A 13,771-nucleotide genomic window follows, 5' to 3' on the forward strand; every position below is an offset into this window, starting at 1 on the left:
GTTTAAGACGTGAACGACTTTATATAATCGATCAAACGATCTCTCTCCGTGAAGTCCAGCGAACTCTCTGCGTTACTGTAATTGAGTGCTGAATCGATAGCCGAAAAAAAATCATCTTTATCATAGGCAATAAAAACAGACGGAAAGCTCGAAAAATTCTCGACAGTGTCGTACTGATGGTTATTAATGTGCTCACCACGGTTGCTATCCCGAGGCACGATAACTATTGGTTTTCCCAGTTCAAGCGAGCGAATGATATTACCCATGCCCGCATGAGAGACAACGACTGCTGAGGTGTTGAAGTTTTTGGAAAACAGAGGTTCGGCTATTGTCTTGAACGCGGTAATGCGGCCCAAGTCCTTTTCGTTATCGCCGACTTGGGCAACAATAGGGACATGAGGGTTTGCATGACTCCATTCACTTAAATAGCTGAGCATTCTCTCAAACGGTGCTTGAGTGCCAACGCTGCAGAATATCATTTATACAATCCTCCCTTTATATTGAGCCCTGCTGTTTTCCGAAAGAGTGGGCCACTGCGTGAGCAATTCATCTACAAAGTAAGAAGCGATTCTGCCGGACAGAGAGATTTTCTTGGGGTTCGCAATGCTATCAATCCAGAGCGTTTTTTTTCCCATGATCTTTGCGGTGATCAAACCCAGCAGACCCGGTGCCGCACCCGTAGAGATGACGTATTTTGCTTTGCTGTGGTAAACGATATTGAAGATCTGATAGAAGCCCTTAATAATCTTCAAGGGTTCATTTCTATTAAAGTCTGGGACTTTAACAAAATCGTGAAGTGGATACTGTGAGTGAACGCTGATATCGACGGTGGCAATGTTAACCTTTTGGCCGTCAAAAGCAGGAAGCAGTTTGCTCATCTGTACCCAGTGCCCACCTCCGGAACAAATCAGTAAAACATCATACGATTGACTCATGACGGTTCCCTTCCTGTCAGGATTAATAGACATCATTAGATAATAACGGCTGTTCTTAATAACTCCGCCTGGCCCTTCCAGCGTGTTATTCGCTTGGCTTTTAACTGGGCTGATTTTTCTTTATAGAGTTCTTCATTTTCGATGAGTTGAGATACCCCGAATTTTATTGACAGGGGGTCTAATGTCTCAACAAATACGGCCGCGTCCGAAAACAATGAGCGCAGTACCGTCGTGTTCGAGAGTGCCATCGGCCTGCCGGCACTGACCGCTTCGTTGGCCACACTCAATTGAACATTGTCGCGCGTTGTCAGACCGAGAACGACATTCGCGTTACACAATAGTTGTTCAAAAATCAATTTGCTCAGAAAACCCGTAAGCTTGATATTGGCTGGCATTGACTCTATGAGCGCCTCCGACAACTTGCCCTCATGCTTCCCTGTGATAAGAAAGTTTATATGAGGCATCTCCCTGGCTGCATTAATAACGACTTCTATCGGTTCGTCGATGTCAAAAGAACAAGGGAAAAGCACATAGGGGGTCTGATGATCACTGGCGGGCGAGGCTTTAAAATCACACGGCAAATCTTCCAGGATGAAAATGTTTTCTGCGTTAACGCCTGCGTGAGATAACTCTTCTTTGACTTTGAAGTTGTGGACTACAACAGCATCGATTTTGTTGAGTAAAGACACCGTCCCCGGGAAAGTTAGCCACTGTTTGCGCAACAGGCTATTGTGTGCGTCAGCGATAATCTTGAGGCGTCTGTTCACCAAAAACTTGTAGGCCAATGCTATGTGCAACACAGGGCTCGGGGGCAGCTGGACCCAAACAACCTCAGGTGCATTGACGAAAAGCGCTTTGATCGTCTTAAAAGACTTAATCAAATAGTCCAATGGTCGTGTATATTTTTTTTTGAATCTGTTTGGGAGGTGCAGAATGTCATACGCCCAATATTGTTTCATTGTGTCGGCGCGTCGTTGATAGCCAACCCATGCGATCATTAATGATTTCACTTCAGAATCCTGCATAAAGGATAGTCGGGAAAATTGAGTGCATTACAATGCAAACCAAATAGGGAAGTCGGCGCTGTACAGAATGTTTTGATTTCTGAACCGAATATGTTTAGCCGGGTTTCCTCCCGCGATCGAATACTCTTCAACATTGCGCGTGACAACGCTGCCGGGATAAATAACCGCACCTTTTCCTATTGTGACTCCTGGCATTATCATCACATTGGGAAAGATCCACGCGTTATCTCCAATGACAACTGGCTTCCCGACTGTATTACTCATGGGGTCATCGATATCGTGCCCCAGTGTATAAATTTTTGTGTTGTGGGAGATATTGACGTTGTCGCCGATGCTGATTCCAGCCCTATTATCCATGTAGCAGTTGTAATTTACTGTGCAGTTCTTTCCTATTGAGAATTTGCCAAATGAAAAAAAAATGACCCTTCTATGGACAGTAGTTTTGGTGCCAATGCGGCATCCCGTTGCCCTTAGCAGTGAACGTCTCAAGTTGAAAAAGAAAGCCAGGCTAAGCGCCGTATTAAATAAGGCAACCACTACCTTCTTGGTATTAAGCTTCAAGTTTTTCATCTAGTTACCTGCGCCCTGCCCTGATGTATTAGCGATGCGACGTGAACTCATCACGAAATTCCTGAACCGAATATTGGTACTGGCAGGTGTAGCGAAAGATGCGTTGTTTCCACCGAAGAAAGTAGAGAACAGCAAACCATCGATCGTTAAGTTTTTAGTGTCTCTAAATATCAGTCCGGTTTCAGAGTGCACCAGTTTTCTATCGTACCAAATAGAAATCACGCCATCGGCTTGACCCGGAGTATTTAATTTTACGAGTTGCTCTAATACGTGCCATCGCCCGACACTAAAGGTCCAGGAGCCCAAGCCTATTGCTGTCCCCCATGTTTTGCTGGTGGGTAAATAGGCATAGATTGCGCCAACGCCATTTTCTTTCCATATGTAGCGAGTGGAAAAACCATCATGGCCGTTAGGTATTTTCCCTCCTGTATTGCCTGTGCCGCCGTAGAGACCCGGAAGTTTTCCGCCTTTTACAAAATCAAAGTTTTTATCGAATTTCAATTCATAAGTAAGAATCAGGCATTCTCTACCCGATTGCTTGAGCCTGGATTTGAATTCAATTCCCCCGTAGGGTAAACCCAACCGGACCATCGAGCCTGGATCGTACGACCCGGCGGGATAATGTACCTTGATGTCTTTGATTTCGTTGCTGTAGGCTTTGTTGGTTAAATTAGCGCTGCCTTTTATACTTTCCTGTACTTGGGCTTTACCCTGACGACTGGTAAACGTCTGTGAAACATCTGGAAGTGACGGATAGATGTTTTCAATGTTTTGCTCGCAGCTGTCGTTTACGTCTGACGCACCGCTCGTAGCCACATGCAGAGAAAAAGCTAAAGCGAGTAGCGTCGAGCCTTTTGTTTTCACGTCAGTTGCCCCTCGAATCTTATTTGTTATCGACCCACTTCAAAAAATCATCGACAGCATTTTGTGCGATGGATGATCTCTGTGAAATCTCTTGCTTGAGGTGCTCTGCCATTTGCTCTTTGGATTGTCTGAATTCGCTAATGGTCGCCATGATCAGGTTATGGTCAGGAGCGCTGACCAGTTTGGTGCCACGCGGAAGCATTTCATGGACTTTTTTCAGTTTGTTTTCGATTTCAACAGCGATGGTTGGATAACCTAAAGAGGCAGGCAGAAGCACGCCGTGCGCCCTGGCGCTGATAATGACATCGGATTCAACTATCAATTTCGCCATGAACGTCTCTGGCGTGTCGATTGCGGCATCCCAGCACAACCATTCAAACGTGTGGTGCTTATCGATAAGATGCTGGTCACGTTCTTTATAAAGTGATACTAGACGAACCTGTTCACCACGTTTGGACAGTTCATGAGCGGCCTGAACCATTGCCTCGATGAATTTTTGTCCATTCACGTCATGCGGCCAATCGCGCAGGATAAAGGATAGGTATTTGTTTTTATTTGCGCTGTTTATGTTCAGATCTTTGCTGGAGATCCACAGATCGGAAAGTAGGGTCGGGTCCGTGTACACATCCACATCTGATTTTCCAAACGCATTGCAATGCTTTTGGCTTGTTCCGTCCCTGACGGAAATATAGTCACAACGATTAATGACACTGACTGCGCGAGTCAGCTGCTTGCCACCACCATCAAATGGGCCTAAACCGATACAGAATGCAGCAAGACGACGATGGAAAAAAATCTTGTCGATGCCGCCGCGCATCCCTACATACAAACGTAACAGTGTGGATTTTAAATCGGTTTGGGCTTTTACACTCTTATAAAGCTTTGACGCTTTAAGCGAAAGAGTGGAGGCTTTCTTGGCCGGAGGAATGAACGAGAAAAACTGACCGCCGCCGCCCAAAACAACCAGATCAGCTTTGACAGGTTCCTTGATATGTAACCATTTTATGCGCGGGTTAAAATTCTTGGCGACATCCGGATGGTCGACACCCACTGCAATGTCCGACTCTTTGAATCTCTTTTTCAGAATATTGATGACGCACAACATTAGTATGTCATCACCTAGATTACCAGGACCGTAAGCACCACGGATATAAACTTTACTGGAATTCATGCTGGGTTTCCAATTTCTACGGGTTCATTGAACATAGTATTCAAGGTAAACGTTGTTGCAACAATGTATATAAAGATCATGACCACTATCATCAATCGATACAGGGCGCTTTCAATATATGTGCTCGAAATGAAACTGACAAAAGGCAACGTCCACAAAATCAGAATTCTAGGGGAGACGAGTAATTCCAAGGGCAGTATTTTTTTGTATACGAAATAGGGCAGGCCAAGCAGAAAGTGTATTAATTGCGAGCCAATGAATGCTTTTGCAATGCCGACGGCGCCCTCCTCCCTCAGAAGCAAAGCTCCGGATATGAACAATACACCCCATAGAATATTACTCATGACGCTGTACCACGCCAAATCCATCACGATCATTTTTCTTGAGATACCGGATTTAAAGGCACTTAGCAGCGACCCCAGAATGACCAGAATCAACGTTACTTCAAAGTCCCGGCCAAGGAAGCTGTCCCCATAGAGTTTTGCCAGCAGTTCGGGGAACATGATGACCGGCTGTATAACAATCAATACGACTAACCAGCCGGATAGAAAGTTCAAGGCGTCTAGCTTCCGGCTTTTACCTCCCAGGGTTGCGGCTAGCATCGGGACAAGCACGGAACCTAATACCACGGAGACATGTGAGAATATTGCATTCCATTGCATGGCGGCTGCGTACATTCCTAACGCGGCGAGTCCGTTACTTGTTTCTGCCAACAATTTATTCGCGAGCCAATTCATCGGGGCGACCATCAGGCCTGTCAGCAAGACCGGGAGCCCGACCGAAAGAACGGTATGCTTTTCAGTCATTACACCTTTGAAACTGAGTGTAGTGTTCTTTGCCTTTAGTGTTTTCCAGCACGCGAGTGCGCTAAAAAACACAATTAACAGTTGAGAGCATGCCAGTCCCAGCAAGGCGCCATTGAGTCTGAATTTTGTCGTCAGGAAGTAAGTCCCCGGGATCGCGACGATGGCGATAATTCCATTGATCGTTGCAATAGACCGATATTGCCCCCAACCGGTTAAACACCCTTGGGTCCATCCAGACAAAATGATGAAGGTGATGGTACTCAATACAATCAGTGATACATATTTCAGATTGTCGGAGCCAAGAATGATGTTAGAGAAGAAAAGCGGAAAAAACAGAGCGATACCAATGATCATGGCGCTGAAAGATAAGGCAAATATCAGCGTTAGAGCGATACCTCTGCCCGTTTTTTCTGGGGAAGTCTCTTTAAATTGACCAATATGTTTAGCCGTCGCCGTCGTTGTGGCTTGGGCTGCGACATTGGCGAGCATCACAATGGCGCTTTGTATCAGGCCATACTCTCCAAATGATTGTGCACCCAGTACTCTGGCGACCAGGATGCCGGTAATGACAACCGAGACTTTCGTGGCCACGGCTGAAATGAAACTCCATGCAGTACTGGACACGAACTTTTTCAACAGTGCGTTGTTCATCTGGCTTTAACCTGAAAGGATGGGGCTATCAGCGGTTGATGAAATGTCAGCATTTTTTTACGTTGCCTGCCGGCGTGCTCCGCGACGACGCGTAAAATGATGGCGCTATAAGCGATTCCGATAGCGTACGGCTGATAAGGCGTGGCTGACACGATGAACATCAGCGCCAGAAAGGTGGCTATTGATACCGCAACCCGGGTTTTTAAGTGATGGGTAATGGACGTAGTGAATACAAATAGCAAGTACAAGCCGATGACCCCGTATTTAACAAAATACGTTAAGTAAGCACTGTCGATATTCGAGTTTTTGTCATCGAGACCACGGTATTCAAACCAGGGGATTTCAAAAGGAGTTCCGGCTCCTAGACCAACGAAGTAGTGCATGGGATTCATGTTGCGTATCAAGTCCAGCGCAGGGCTGAAGCGAGTGGTTAGCTGAACCGCCAGGCCTTCAGATGATAAACCGTCATTGATTCGATCAGCACCGATCATGTTGCTGACCCCAATGAAGGCCAGTAGCACGACTGAACCTAATAGTATGACGCCTATCATTCGAGCAGGCTTTGTATATTGGTGGATGATGACAGCTGCAAAAACAGAAACGAAAATGAATCTTGAATTGGCGATAAACAAACAGATGAATGAAGTCATCAAACAGATTCTCGCCAGCTTCTTTTTGTTCTCAAATACCGCAGGATCTATGAAGTAGTATATTAAATATGCAACGGCTGCATACGTGCCACCATCCAGGTACCTGTAGGCGTTTTCTTCATAGTAGACGTCTTGAAAACTGTACAGCCCCAATCGTAACCAAGCGATATCCAGTATATTGAAAGCTGTCATCGCAATTAATATTTTCAGTACCGTTTGCAGCGTCAAGGTTTTTGCTGCAAGGGTGGCTATGTTCGTGAGCACTATAAATGACAGGATCATTATAAAAGGTCGGATGTCTTTCAATAAGTACTTATTCGGGGACCCTATCAGGCCGCACGCGAGTAGTACCACATAGAGCCCACAGCCAAAAAGAAGGCCGGCGGGCACTGTTAATTGAAGTTTTTGTGCCACGACCTGTCTTGTCAGCAATGCACTCAGTGCACCGGCTATATAGAAATCAAAAAAATAGAGGCCTTTTAACGATATTATTTCGCTGTAGGAGTTCCCGGTGGGGATGACAGATAGCATGATGCCCAAAAATACAATTGAGTATTTTGGGGTTTTTACTGCAAGCAAACCCGCTGACAGGGCGATAAGCGATAACAGGTAGAACATGGTTTGGTATTCTTTATGCTGATGTTGTCATTTGACACGCTACCGCCCCAGGATTTTTCGTCATCTTCCTCAGGACGTGGTGTTTCCATGAAATATCGGTTTGATCATGCCTATTGGCATGATCCCGCGTAGCAATAACGACAAGCACTCAAGAACAACAGCAACGCCGTCAAAAATCTGAATTTATGACGCGACCCGTTCAACACTCATCAATTTTTGTCGGAGGCGTAGGCATAGTGGTAATAACCATAATCACTGTACCCGTATTTATTGGAGGCCTTTTTCTCCACGCCGTTAAAAATCGCACCTTTAATGGAAACGCCATTCTGGGAGAACCGGCGGACCGTCAACTCGATTTCTTTCGCCGGGTTCAGTCCGTAGCGCGTCACAATCAGGTTGGTCCCGGACAAGCGCCCGACAATCGCCGCGTCTGTCACTGCCAATATCGGCGGCGTATCGAGAATCACCAGATCGTATAGCTCGCTCGCCTGCTCCAATAGCGCGCTGAAATTGGCGTGCATCAGTAACTCGGAAGGATTGGGCGGGATTTGGCCTCGACTGACAAAATCGAAGTTGTCGATTTGGGTCTTATGGATTGCGGTGGCTACATCGCAGCGCCGGGCCAAGATATCGGAGAGCCCATTGTCTGAAGAAACATCTAACACTTTGTGCAGATAGCCTTTGCGCATGTCGACGTCGATCAACAATACCCGCAACCCGGTTTGTGCTATCACCACCGCGAGGTTAACCGACACGAAGGTTTTACCCACCTGAGGGCTAGGCCCGGAAATCATCAGGCGGTTATTGCCAGCCTCATGCATGGCGAAGTGCAGACTGGTACGCAAACTGCGCAACGCCTCGACGGCCAGATCGGTGGGATGAGTGACGGCCAGCAATGTAGAACCTGCGCCGGAACGTCCCCGTCCGCGAGAGACTTTGTCTTCTTCACTTTTCTGCAGAATGCTGTAAGGAATCGATGCGTAGACCGGTAACCCAAGTTGCTCGATGGCTTCCGGACTTTCCAGCCCCCGGTTAAGTGCCTTGCGTACCAGTACCAGGACAACCGCCAGGAAGCCGCCAAGAATCGTGGCGATCAATACAATCAAGATTTTTTTCGGTTTGACCGGTTTGAAAAAATTGACATCCGCGGTGTCGATCAGACGCACGTTACCGACCGTTCCCGCGCGCATCACATCCAGCTCCTGAGACTTGTTCAGCAGCTGGGTATAAATGGCAGTACCGACCTCTACATCCCGGGTCAGGCTCAGCAGTTCTTGCTGGGTGGAGGGAAGGCTCTCCACCTTGGACGCCAAACTTTTCTGCTTGCTGCTCAACTCACCAATCTGGGTCAACAATGCGCGATAGGCGGGATGTTGGCGGGTGAATTTGCGGTCCATCTCGGCTTGCTGCAACTTCAACTCTGAGATGCTGGTATCAAGCCCGACAATCTGATCGAGAATGGCTTTGGTTTCGAGCGTGATGTCCACGGATTTGCTGCGCGTCTGGTATTCATTCAAGGCATTCCCGGCTTTTTCCAGGTCCTTCTTGACCACCGGCAGTTGCTCTTTGAGAAACGCCAGGCTCTGCGCTGCCTCAGCTGAAGTGCGCTCTACGTTTTGCCGTACATAAATAGCGGCAATTTCATTGAGGGTTTTAATGGCCTGATCCGGATCTGTGCTTTCCAGCGCCAGCCCGATCATGCCCGATTCTTTTCCGCGCTCGGATACGTCCAAATCCTCTTGGTAGTCGAGGATGCTGGTCAGGCGAGAATTGCGGATGATTCTGAAGCGGGTTCCAGGATTGGCGTGCATTTCTTCTATCTGAAACGCAATGCCATTTTGTTCGAAAAGTTGTCCAGCCTGGCTGGCCGCCAATACGTTGTCGTCTTCGTCCAACAGGGTGTAATGACCATTTTCACCCGCGGTCAGGGTCAACTTCTTGCCCAGTTGCGAGTCGGGAAGATCCAGTTTGAATATCTTCAGCGACTCCCCTCCCCAAGCGAAACTGTTCAACCCCAACAAGGGGTCGGCTATTTCACCGGGATTTTTATTCTGGAACCGACGAGCCAGGAACTCACCGACCACCGGGAAGTACATTGGTTGTATGACGATATCAAGTTTCAGGTTATCGACCGTTTTGCCAATCACCGCACGAGACTTGATCAGTTCGATCTCAGTCGCAGAAGGCGACTCTTTTCCCAACATGCTGCTGACATCGGAGAAACCCAACAAATCGTTCTTTTTCGCTTCGACCTGCAACAGCGCATTCGCTTGGTATACCGGGGTCGCAAGCACCGCGTACGCGACCCCAGCCACCATGAACGCACCGGTAACCGCGGCAATCAGCCATTTATGGTCGATGAGTGTTCCAAACAAGCCGAGAAGATCAATCTCGTCATTGTCGTCGTCCCGCACATTAACTACCGGTGCTTGCTGCATAAGTCGGATTCTTTGCCTGTATTACGATTCAAAAAGGAGTGGCCATCAGCGCGCCAGGCGCTGTGCCCATGCGAGTACGGCTTCTTCGATCAACGCATAAGCGTGCACAAATGCAGGTTTGCCGTGACGGTAGGGGTCGCTGATTTCGCGATCGTCTTGCCATTTGCCCAGTAGCAACACTTTGCCTCGCGCTTCAGGGGCAATATTGAGTACCCCGCTGACATGCCGTCGCTCCATCACCAGAATCAAATCCGCCTCGCTGACAGCTTGAGGCGTGAGTTGAACGGCCTCATGCCCATCGGGCTGATGACCATGCTCTTTGAGTACGGCGTGTGCCGTCGGCTCGATGGGTTTGCCCGCCAAGGCAGCAAGGCCAGCTGAGCTGACCTCGATATCGGAATGAACGAGTGCCCCGCGCAGCAGATACTCCGCGGTGGGACTGCGGCAAATATTGCCGACGCAGACAATCAAAACCCTTTTAAGCAAGATAACATTCCCCGTCTTGTCAACATTGGCGGTGACATAGCACTTGCCGAACATAAGAGCTTTAAACTACGAATGAATCCGGGTATTTATAACCCCGGTAACTGCAGCTGAAACTTTCAAACCATCAGTGCGTATTTATTACCATGACGCTTGAACAGCCCCCAACTTTTTTTTCAGACAAAAAATAACATTTCACTCTTTGAGCACTGAAAATAACAGTTCGAGAATTTATCCAGACGATTTCTAACAATTGCCGCTTTCCCGCGACCGTTCAATCTAAATTACACCAAAATAGAGAGTAGCTAATATATAGCTGTTCCGTTAGTACATTGCCAGGGCGTCAGACATTCGGTTAGAAGTTGGGTAAGAGATGCCTTGGGCAATAACTTTGTTTACAGCGGGTTGCATCAGAAGCATGCAGTGGAACAACCAGACATGCTCGCCGACCAAGCGACCGCGCGATCTTTCTCTCTGCCTGCGCCTTGCGAGAAACATGGCGTACTGGCCTTTCGCTGCTCATGCAGCGTTGCCAACATTTTTCTCGAGTGATCGAGCCATTTAGAGCCCGCACTCTTCAGCGTTGCCGGTTCCGACAACCAGTCGAACCTTTCCTACTGCCATTAGCCATTCCATCTGTCTACTTTCAAGGACGCTTCCATGATTCGTAAATGCCTATTCCCCGCTGCCGGCTATGGGACCCGCTTTTTGCCCGCCACCAAGGCCATGCCGAAGGAGATGCTGCCGATCGTCAATAAGCCGCTGATCCAGTACGCCGTCGAGGAAGCGCGCGACGCCGGCCTGCAACATATGGCCATCGTCACCGGTCGGGGCAAACGAGCGCTGGAGGATCATTTCGATGTCAGTTTCGAGTTGGAACACCAGATTCGCGGCACCGACAAAGAGCGGTTCCTGGCCGGCACTCGTGAGCTGATCGACACCTGTACTTTTTCCTATACCCGCCAGGTGGAGATGAAGGGCCTGGGGCATGCCATCCTCAGCGGTCGTTCGCTGATAGGTGATGAGCCATTCGCCGTGGTGCTGGCCGACGACCTGTGCCTGAACCTGGAAGGCGATGGCGTACTGGCGCAAATGCTCAAGCTCTATGAGCAGTTCCGCTGCTCGATCGTAGCGATTCAGGAAGTACCCCGTGAGCAAACCCAGAAGTACGGCGTGATTGCCGGCGAGCTGATTCGCGAGGGTATTTACCGGGTCAACAGCATGGTCGAAAAGCCGCGCCCGGAAGACGCCCCGTCCAACCTGGCCATTATCGGTCGGTACATTCTGACCCCCGACATCTTCGACCTGATCGCTGACACCGAGCCTGGCAAGGGCGGTGAAATCCAGATCACCGACGCATTGATGAAGCAGGCGCAGAACGGCTGCGTGCTGGCTTATCAATTCAAGGGACGACGCTTCGACTGCGGCGGCGCCGAAGGTTACATCGAAGCCACCAACTTCTGTTTCGAGAATCTGCATCAGAACACCTTGTGACGGCGCTGCCCCCTGACAAACGTGTGCGTTATCGAATCGATTTTTCGGTCTTTATTACCCTATGGACGAAGCCTCTATGAAGACATTGAGCGGTTTCAAGGCAGATGACAGTCGCCGCCCGTATGGCGCTGACCTTAAAAACAACCTCGCGTACCTCATCGTGCGTGCCTACGCATCGGAGCTGATCTTTCCCCGCGTGCAGAAACCGCCGGTGTTGCTGGTGGAGCGCATCGGTGCCTTCCCCTCCTCCGGGGAGATCCGCCGTCACGTCAAGGATGGTCCGGCGTTGCTGGCGAGCATCAGACAGCGTTACGCCGCCGACGCCCTCGACATCGACGAGAGCGATGGGTTGAACCTGGTCTTTACCGACTGGCGTCTGAGCTTGCGTCTTTTGGACGATGGTTGCGTGACTTGCCTGACCGTGGAAAGTCGCGGCGACAGCTCGCTCATGCAGCACAAGACCGCCGAACTGCTGAGGCAAATCGATGCTGGGAGGGAATTCGAATGAACGCGATTGCAGAGCACGCCGACAAAGCCTGGTATCTGCTTCAGTGCAAACCCAAACAGGATGAGCGCGCCGAAGAGCATTTACAGCGCCAGGGCTATGCCTGTTTTCGCTCGACCTACCGGCGTGAGCGCGTTTTGCGCGGGCAGCGTCGAGTGATCAGCGAGTCGTTGTTTCCAGGCTATCTGTTTATTCAACTGAGCCTTCAGGACAGTTGGGGCCCGCTGCGCTCGACCCGCGGTGTTTCGCGAGTCGTCGGGTTCGGCGGTCAGCCACTGCCGATCCGCGATGCGCTGATCGACGAGCTTCAGGAGCGAGACAGTCAGGCGATCGTGACAACGTTGTTGAGGCACGGAGATGCGGTGCGCATCACTGAAGGCCCGTTCTCCGATCTTGAGGCGGTGTTCCTGGCCATGGACGGCGAGGAACGGGTGCTGCTTATGATGAATTTCCTGCAGCGTGAACAGCACATCAGCTTGCCATTGGCGGGCGTTAACAAGATTTAGATCTGCCATCACGCCCACACAAAAACGCCGCTCAACAAGCGGCGTTTTTTATGAACGCAGAAAAACCTACGCCCCTTCCGAGAGATGATTCCAGTCGATCCAGCCCAAAAACCATGTCGCCAGAATCAGCAAACCGAACGCAATCCGGTACCAGGCGAACACCGCATAACTATGGTTGGCGATGAACTTGAGCAAACCGCGCACGGCAATCATCGCAAAGAGAAATGCGGCAACGAACCCCAAGGCAAACACCGGCAAGTCTGCGGACTGGAACAGGTCGCGGTACTTATAGCCCGAGTACACCGCGGCCCCCACCATCGTCGGCATCGCCAGGAAGAATGAAAACTCGGTAGCCGTCTTGCGTGACAGGCCAAACAGCAACCCGCCGATAATCGTCGAACCCGAGCGCGAAGTGCCGGGAATCATTGCCAGGCACTGTGCGCAACCGACTTTCAAGGCATCGGTCCAGCGCATCTCGTCAACGTGATCGACAACCACCACATGTTCACGTTGTTCCGCCCACAACATGATGACTCCACCTATCACCAGCGCCACGGCCACAGTGATCGGGTTGAAAAGATATTCATGGATTTTGTCGGCGAACATCACACCCAGAACAACCGCCGGCAAGAAACCGATCAATAAATTCAGAGTGAAACGTTGCGCATTACGCTGGGTTGGCAAACCGGTAGTGATCTCCAGAATCTTGCGACGAAACTCCCAGACGACCGCCAGAATTGCTCCCAATTGAATGATGATATTGAACGCCATGGCTCGCTCACCGCCGAAGTCGAGCAAGTCCGCGGCAATGATCTGATGACCCGTACTCGAGATGGGCAAGAACTCTGTGAGTCCTTCAACCAGCCCTAGAATCGATACTTGCGTGGTGGTCCAGAAGTCCATTAATCCCCCGTTAAACCCTCTCGACTGAAAGGTCTGTTGATGATGCCGAGCATTTGATCCTGATCACGATTAAACCCGTCGGACCAGCGGAGAATTAAAGCGCACTCTCTGCCTGCTTGAGCTAAACGTTATAAAACGTCCATGTCGGAGCG

General features: G+C 49.6%; 14 protein-coding genes. 3 read left to right on the plus strand and 11 right to left on the minus strand.

The window, feature by feature from the left end; translation table 11 throughout:
• Positions 1-2: 2 nt before the first annotated feature.
• The 10 genes from KGB18_RS23730 to KGB18_RS23775 all read right to left on the minus strand — a co-directional run bounded on the left by KGB18_RS23730 (position 3) and on the right by KGB18_RS23775 (position 10,268).
• The gene (locus KGB18_RS23730; RefSeq protein ID WP_123721057.1) at positions 3-479 is read right to left on the minus strand and encodes a glycosyltransferase; all 477 of its coding nucleotides are present in this window, start codon (positions 477-479) and stop codon (positions 3-5) included.
• The gene (locus KGB18_RS23735) at positions 480-935 is read right to left on the minus strand and encodes a hypothetical protein (RefSeq protein ID WP_201060055.1); all 456 of its coding nucleotides are present in this window, start codon (positions 933-935) and stop codon (positions 480-482) included.
• A 35-nt stretch (positions 936-970) separates the two neighbouring features.
• Positions 971-1,945, minus strand: a complete 975-nt coding sequence (locus KGB18_RS23740; protein ID WP_223570560.1) for a glycosyltransferase — start codon at positions 1,943-1,945, stop codon at positions 971-973.
• Between the two features lie 42 nt (positions 1,946-1,987).
• Positions 1,988-2,530: an acyltransferase gene (locus KGB18_RS23745; protein ID WP_123721055.1), complete on the minus strand. Its 543-nt coding sequence runs from the start codon at positions 2,528-2,530 to the stop codon at positions 1,988-1,990.
• Entirely contained in the window at positions 2,531-3,394 is an 864-nt protein-coding gene (locus tag KGB18_RS23750; protein ID WP_123721054.1) for a polysaccharide lyase, read from the minus strand.
• Between the two features lie 19 nt (positions 3,395-3,413).
• Entirely contained in the window at positions 3,414-4,565 is a 1,152-nt protein-coding gene (locus tag KGB18_RS23755) for a polysaccharide pyruvyl transferase family protein (RefSeq protein ID WP_201060053.1), read from the minus strand.
• Positions 4,562-6,022 carry an oligosaccharide flippase family protein gene (locus KGB18_RS23760; protein WP_201060052.1) on the minus strand — a complete coding sequence of 487 codons (1,461 nt, stop codon included), beginning with the start codon at positions 6,020-6,022 and terminating at the stop codon, positions 4,562-4,564. Before KGB18_RS23760 ends, KGB18_RS23755 begins: the two co-directional genes overlap by 4 nt.
• Entirely contained in the window at positions 6,019-7,290 is a 1,272-nt protein-coding gene (locus KGB18_RS23765; RefSeq protein ID WP_223570561.1) for a DUF6369 family protein, read from the minus strand. Before KGB18_RS23765 ends, KGB18_RS23760 begins: the two co-directional genes overlap by 4 nt.
• Before the next feature lie 209 nt (positions 7,291-7,499).
• Positions 7,500-9,728 carry a polysaccharide biosynthesis tyrosine autokinase gene (locus tag KGB18_RS23770; protein ID WP_201060050.1) on the minus strand — a complete coding sequence of 743 codons (2,229 nt, stop codon included), beginning with the start codon at positions 9,726-9,728 and terminating at the stop codon, positions 7,500-7,502.
• 45 nt (positions 9,729-9,773) lie between these two features.
• Complete coding sequence (locus tag KGB18_RS23775) at positions 9,774-10,268, minus strand: low molecular weight protein-tyrosine-phosphatase (RefSeq protein WP_052965257.1); 495 nt, start codon at positions 10,266-10,268, stop codon at positions 9,774-9,776.
• A 603-nt stretch (positions 10,269-10,871) separates the two neighbouring features.
• Here KGB18_RS23775 and galU point away from each other — a divergent pair.
• The 3 genes from galU (at position 10,872) to rfaH (ending at position 12,716) form a co-directional block, all read left to right on the plus strand.
• Entirely contained in the window at positions 10,872-11,705 is an 834-nt protein-coding gene (gene galU, locus KGB18_RS23780; protein ID WP_123356553.1) for a UTP--glucose-1-phosphate uridylyltransferase GalU, read from the plus strand.
• 76 nt (positions 11,706-11,781) lie between these two features.
• Positions 11,782-12,213 (plus strand): phosphomannomutase, encoded by a 432-nt coding sequence (locus KGB18_RS23785; protein WP_052965258.1) that lies wholly within the window; start codon positions 11,782-11,784, stop codon positions 12,211-12,213.
• Positions 12,210-12,716, plus strand: coding sequence for a transcription/translation regulatory transformer protein RfaH (gene rfaH, locus KGB18_RS23790; protein ID WP_123721048.1), 507 nt, complete (start codon positions 12,210-12,212; stop codon positions 12,714-12,716). The genes KGB18_RS23785 and rfaH overlap by 4 nt, the downstream gene beginning before the upstream one ends.
• A 66-nt stretch (positions 12,717-12,782) precedes the next feature.
• Here the strand turns inward: rfaH and KGB18_RS23795 are convergent, their stop codons facing one another.
• On the minus strand, positions 12,783-13,619 hold the full coding sequence (locus KGB18_RS23795) for an undecaprenyl-diphosphate phosphatase (protein ID WP_123356547.1): 837 nt from the start codon (positions 13,617-13,619) through the stop codon (positions 12,783-12,785).
• Positions 13,620-13,771: the final 152 nt, after the last annotated feature.

Origin of the sequence: Pseudomonas sp. BF-R-26, assembly GCF_019947395.1 — a bacterium.
GTDB lineage: Bacteria > Pseudomonadota > Gammaproteobacteria > Pseudomonadales > Pseudomonadaceae > Aquipseudomonas > Aquipseudomonas farris.

Coding starts and splice junctions, on each gene's coding strand:
- KGB18_RS23730 (WP_123721057.1), bottom strand. CDS start 479: ATGATATTCTGCAGCGTTGGCACTCAAGCACCGTTTGAGAGAATGCTC.
- KGB18_RS23735 (WP_201060055.1), bottom strand. CDS start 935: ATGAGTCAATCGTATGATGTTTTACTGATTTGTTCCGGAGGTGGGCAC.
- KGB18_RS23745 (WP_123721055.1), bottom strand. CDS start 2,530: ATGAAAAACTTGAAGCTTAATACCAAGAAGGTAGTGGTTGCCTTATTT.
- KGB18_RS23755 (WP_201060053.1), bottom strand. CDS start 4,565: ATGAATTCCAGTAAAGTTTATATCCGTGGTGCTTACGGTCCTGGTAAT.
- KGB18_RS23760 (WP_201060052.1), bottom strand. CDS start 6,022: ATGAACAACGCACTGTTGAAAAAGTTCGTGTCCAGTACTGCATGGAGT.
- KGB18_RS23765 (WP_223570561.1), bottom strand. CDS start 7,290: ATGTTCTACCTGTTATCGCTTATCGCCCTGTCAGCGGGTTTGCTTGCA.
- KGB18_RS23770 (WP_201060050.1), bottom strand. CDS start 9,728: ATGCAGCAAGCACCGGTAGTTAATGTGCGGGACGACGACAATGACGAG.
- KGB18_RS23775 (WP_052965257.1), bottom strand. CDS start 10,268: ATGTTCGGCAAGTGCTATGTCACCGCCAATGTTGACAAGACGGGGAAT.
- galU (WP_123356553.1), top strand. CDS start 10,872: ATGATTCGTAAATGCCTATTCCCCGCTGCCGGCTATGGGACCCGCTTT.
- KGB18_RS23785 (WP_052965258.1), top strand. CDS start 11,782: ATGAAGACATTGAGCGGTTTCAAGGCAGATGACAGTCGCCGCCCGTAT.
- rfaH (WP_123721048.1), top strand. CDS start 12,210: ATGAACGCGATTGCAGAGCACGCCGACAAAGCCTGGTATCTGCTTCAG.
- KGB18_RS23795 (WP_123356547.1), bottom strand. CDS start 13,619: ATGGACTTCTGGACCACCACGCAAGTATCGATTCTAGGGCTGGTTGAA.